This is a genomic window from Terriglobales bacterium (genome assembly GCA_035457425.1).
GTDB lineage: Bacteria > Acidobacteriota > Terriglobia > Terriglobales > Acidobacteriaceae > JACPNR01.
Genome location: DATIBR010000038.1, coordinates 1 through 3273 on the forward strand (window position 1 = coordinate 1; position 3273 = coordinate 3273).

At 66.6% G+C, this 3273-nt stretch carries 2 protein-coding genes; both read right to left on the bottom strand.

Annotated elements, in window-relative coordinates; translation table 11 throughout:
- Window positions 1-378 (bottom strand): formate dehydrogenase FDH3 subunit beta (gene fdh3B / locus VLA96_03130; protein HSE48181.1); only part of this gene is annotated, 378 nt, incomplete at its 3' end.
- 9 nt (window positions 379-387) lie between these two features.
- Window positions 388-3273, bottom strand: a 2886-nt coding sequence (locus VLA96_03135; GenBank protein HSE48182.1) for a formate dehydrogenase subunit alpha, incomplete at its 5' end; no start/stop codon positions are given.

Here is a 3273-nt window from a genome sequence, read left to right on the forward strand (position 1 = left end):
GCCGCCGGCGCAGAACGTGCACTTGTCCATCTTGCCGCGCAGGCCGAACGCGCCGGCCTGCGGGAACTGCGGCGCGCCGAACGGGCAGGCGTAGAAGCAGTAGCCGCAGCCGATGCACAGGTCCTTGTCGTGCAGCACCACCCCGTCGTCGGTGCGGTAGAAGCAGTCGACCGGGCACACCGCCATGCACGGCGCATCCGAGCAGTGCATGCAGGCCACCGAGATCGACTTCTCGGCACCGACCACGCCGTCATTGATGGTGACGACGCGGCGGCGGTTCACGCCCCACGGCACCTCGTTCTCGTTCTTGCAGGCGGTGACGCAGCCGTTGCACTCGATGCAGCGCTCGGCATCGCAAAGAAATTTCATTCTCGCCATGGCTCTCTCCTAAACCTTTGCCACTTGACACAGCGTGGTCTTGGTTTCCTGCATCAGCGTGATCCGGTCGTAGCCGTAGGTCGTGGCGGTGTTGACCGCCTCGCCACGCACGATCGGCGCCGAACCCTCCGGGTAGTAGGGCAGCATGTCCTCGCCCTGCCACCAGCCCGCGAAGTGGAACGGGATGAAGATGGTGTCGGGTCCGACGCCCTCGGTGACTTTCGCCTTCACCTTGAGGCGCACGTTGCCGCCGCCGGGGTTCTTGCCGGGCGTCGACACCCACACCCACTCGCCGTTGCGGATCCCGCGGTCGGCCGCGGTCTTCGGGTTGATCTCGCAGAAGCCGTCCTGCTGCAGCTCGGCGAGCCACGGATTGGAGCGCGTCTCGTCGCCGCCGCCCTCGTACTCGACCAGGCGGCCGCTGGTGAGGATCAGCGGGAACTTCTTCGACAGCTCCTCCTTGACGCCTTGTTGCTGCACCGACTTGAACAGGGTCGGCAGCCGCCACAGCACCTTGACGTCGTCGTGGGTCGGATACTTCTCGACTAGGTCCGGGCGCGGGCTGAACAGCGGCTCGCGGTGCTGCGGGATCTGGTCGGGCCAGTTCCACACCACGGCGCGCGCCTTCGCGTTGCCGAACGGCGTGCAGCCGTGCTTCATCGCGACGCGCTGGATGCCGCCCGACAGGTCGTTCGCCCAGGTCTTGCCCTCGGCGGCGGCCTTCTCCTCGTCGGTGAGCTCGTCCCACCAGCCCAGCTTCTTCAGCAGCACGTGGTCGAACTGCGGGTAGCCGGTGGTGATGTCGCTGCCCTTGTTCGCGATGCCGTCCTCGGCGAGCAGGTTGACGCCGTCCTTCTCCACGCCGAACAGCGCGCGGAAGGCGTGGCCGCCGTCCATCGGGTGCTTGTGCGTGTCGTAGAGCAGCGGCGTGCCCGGGTGCTTGATCTTCGCGTTGCCGTAGCACGGCCACGGCAGGCCGAAGTAGTCGCCGGTCAGGTCGTAGCCGGTCTTGGCGTCCTTGCCGCCGCGCGCGCGCGTGGTCTTCACGTCGAACACATGCATGTTGCGCATGTGCGCCTGGATCCGCTCGGGCGACTGGCCGGTGTAGCCGATGGTCCAGGCGCCGGCGTTGATCTCGTTCCTCAGCGTGTCTTCCATGGAAGGCTCGTCCATGCCGCCCTTGCCCTTCACCAGGCGGATGTGGTCGGCCTTGCCGTCCTTCTTGCCGATGAACTGGTCGCCGAAGCCGAGCTTGCCGGCGAGCTGGTACATGATCATGTGGTCGGTGCGCGACTCGAACAGCGGCTCGATCACGCGCTCGCGCCACTGCAGCGAGCGGTTCGACGCGGTCACCGAGCCTTCGGTCTCGAACTGGGTGGCCGCCGGCAGCAGGTAGGCGCCGTCCTGGCGCACCTTGGCGAACATCGCCGCGCTCGCAGACGGATACGGGTCGATCACCACCATGAGGTCGATCTTCTTCATCGCCTCGAGCATCTCGGAGCCGCGCGACTGCGAGTTCGGCGCGTGGCCCCAGTAGATGATCATGCGCAGGTTCGAGTCCTGGTCGATGGCGTCGTTCTTCTCCAGCACGCCGTCGATCCAGCGCGACACCGTCATGCCGGGCTTGGCCATCATCGCCTCGCTGGCGTACTGCTTCTTCAGCCACTCGAGGTCGACGTTCCACACCTTGGCCCAGTGCGTCCACGAGCCGGGCACCGCCACCGGGTAGTAGCCCGGCAGCGTGTCCGGGTTCGGACCGACGTCGGTCGCGCCCTGCACGTTGTCGTGGCCGCGATAGACGTTGCAGCCGCCGCCCGAGCGCCCGACGTTGCCGAGCGCCAGCATCAGGATGTTGGACGCGCGCACGATGCCGTTCGCGTTGTTGTGCTGGGTCTGGCCCATCGCCCAGATCACGAAGCCCGGCCGGTTCTCGGCCAGCGTCTTCGCAACGTATTCGAAGTCCTCGACCGGGGTGCCGGTGACCGCGGAGGCCTGCTGCGGCGACCACTTCTCCATCACCTCCTTCTTCACCTGGTCCATGCCGTACACGCGCTTGGCGAGGTACTCCTTGTCCTCCCAGCCGTTCTTGAAGATGACGTGCAGCACGCCGAAGATGAACGGCACGTCGGTGCCGGAGCGGAAGCGCACGTACTTGTCGGCCTTCGCCGCGGTGCGCGTGAAGCGCGGGTCGGCGACGATCACCTTGCAGCCGTTCTCGCGCGCGTGGATGGTGTGCAGCATCGACACCGGGTGCGCCTCGGCGGCGTTCGAGCCGAGGAACAAGAGCGACTTGGAGTTCTGCTCGTCGTTGTACGAGTTGGTCATCGCGCCGTAGCCCCAGGTCTGGCCGAGGCCGGCGACCGTCGTGCTATGGCAGATACGCGCCTGGTGGTCGGTGTTGTTGGTGCCCCAGAGCCGCGCCCACTTGCACAGCAGTTCGGCCTGCTCGTTGTTGTGCTTGGACGAGCCGACCAGGAACAGCGAGTCCGGGCCGCTCTGCTTGCGGATCTCCAGCATCTTCTTGGAGATCTCGTCATAGGCCTGGTCCCAGGACACGCGCTTCCACTTGCCGCCCTCGAGCTTCATCGGATACTTGAGGCGGTGCGAGTCGTGCGTGATGCCGTGCTCGCGCACCGAGGCGCCCTTGGCGCAGTGCGCGCCCAGGTTGAGCGGAGAGTCGAACACCGGCTCCTGCCGGATCCAGACGCCGTTCTGCACCACGGCGTCGATCGCACAACCGACGGAGCAGTGCGTGCAAACGGTGCGCTTGACCTCGATCTTGCCTGCCTCTTTGCTCTGCGCCTCGGCCTCGCCGATCATGCTGAACGGCAGCTGCGCGGCGGCCGCGCCAGCGCCAAGCGTGATCCCTGAGCGCTTGAGGAACGCGCGGCGATC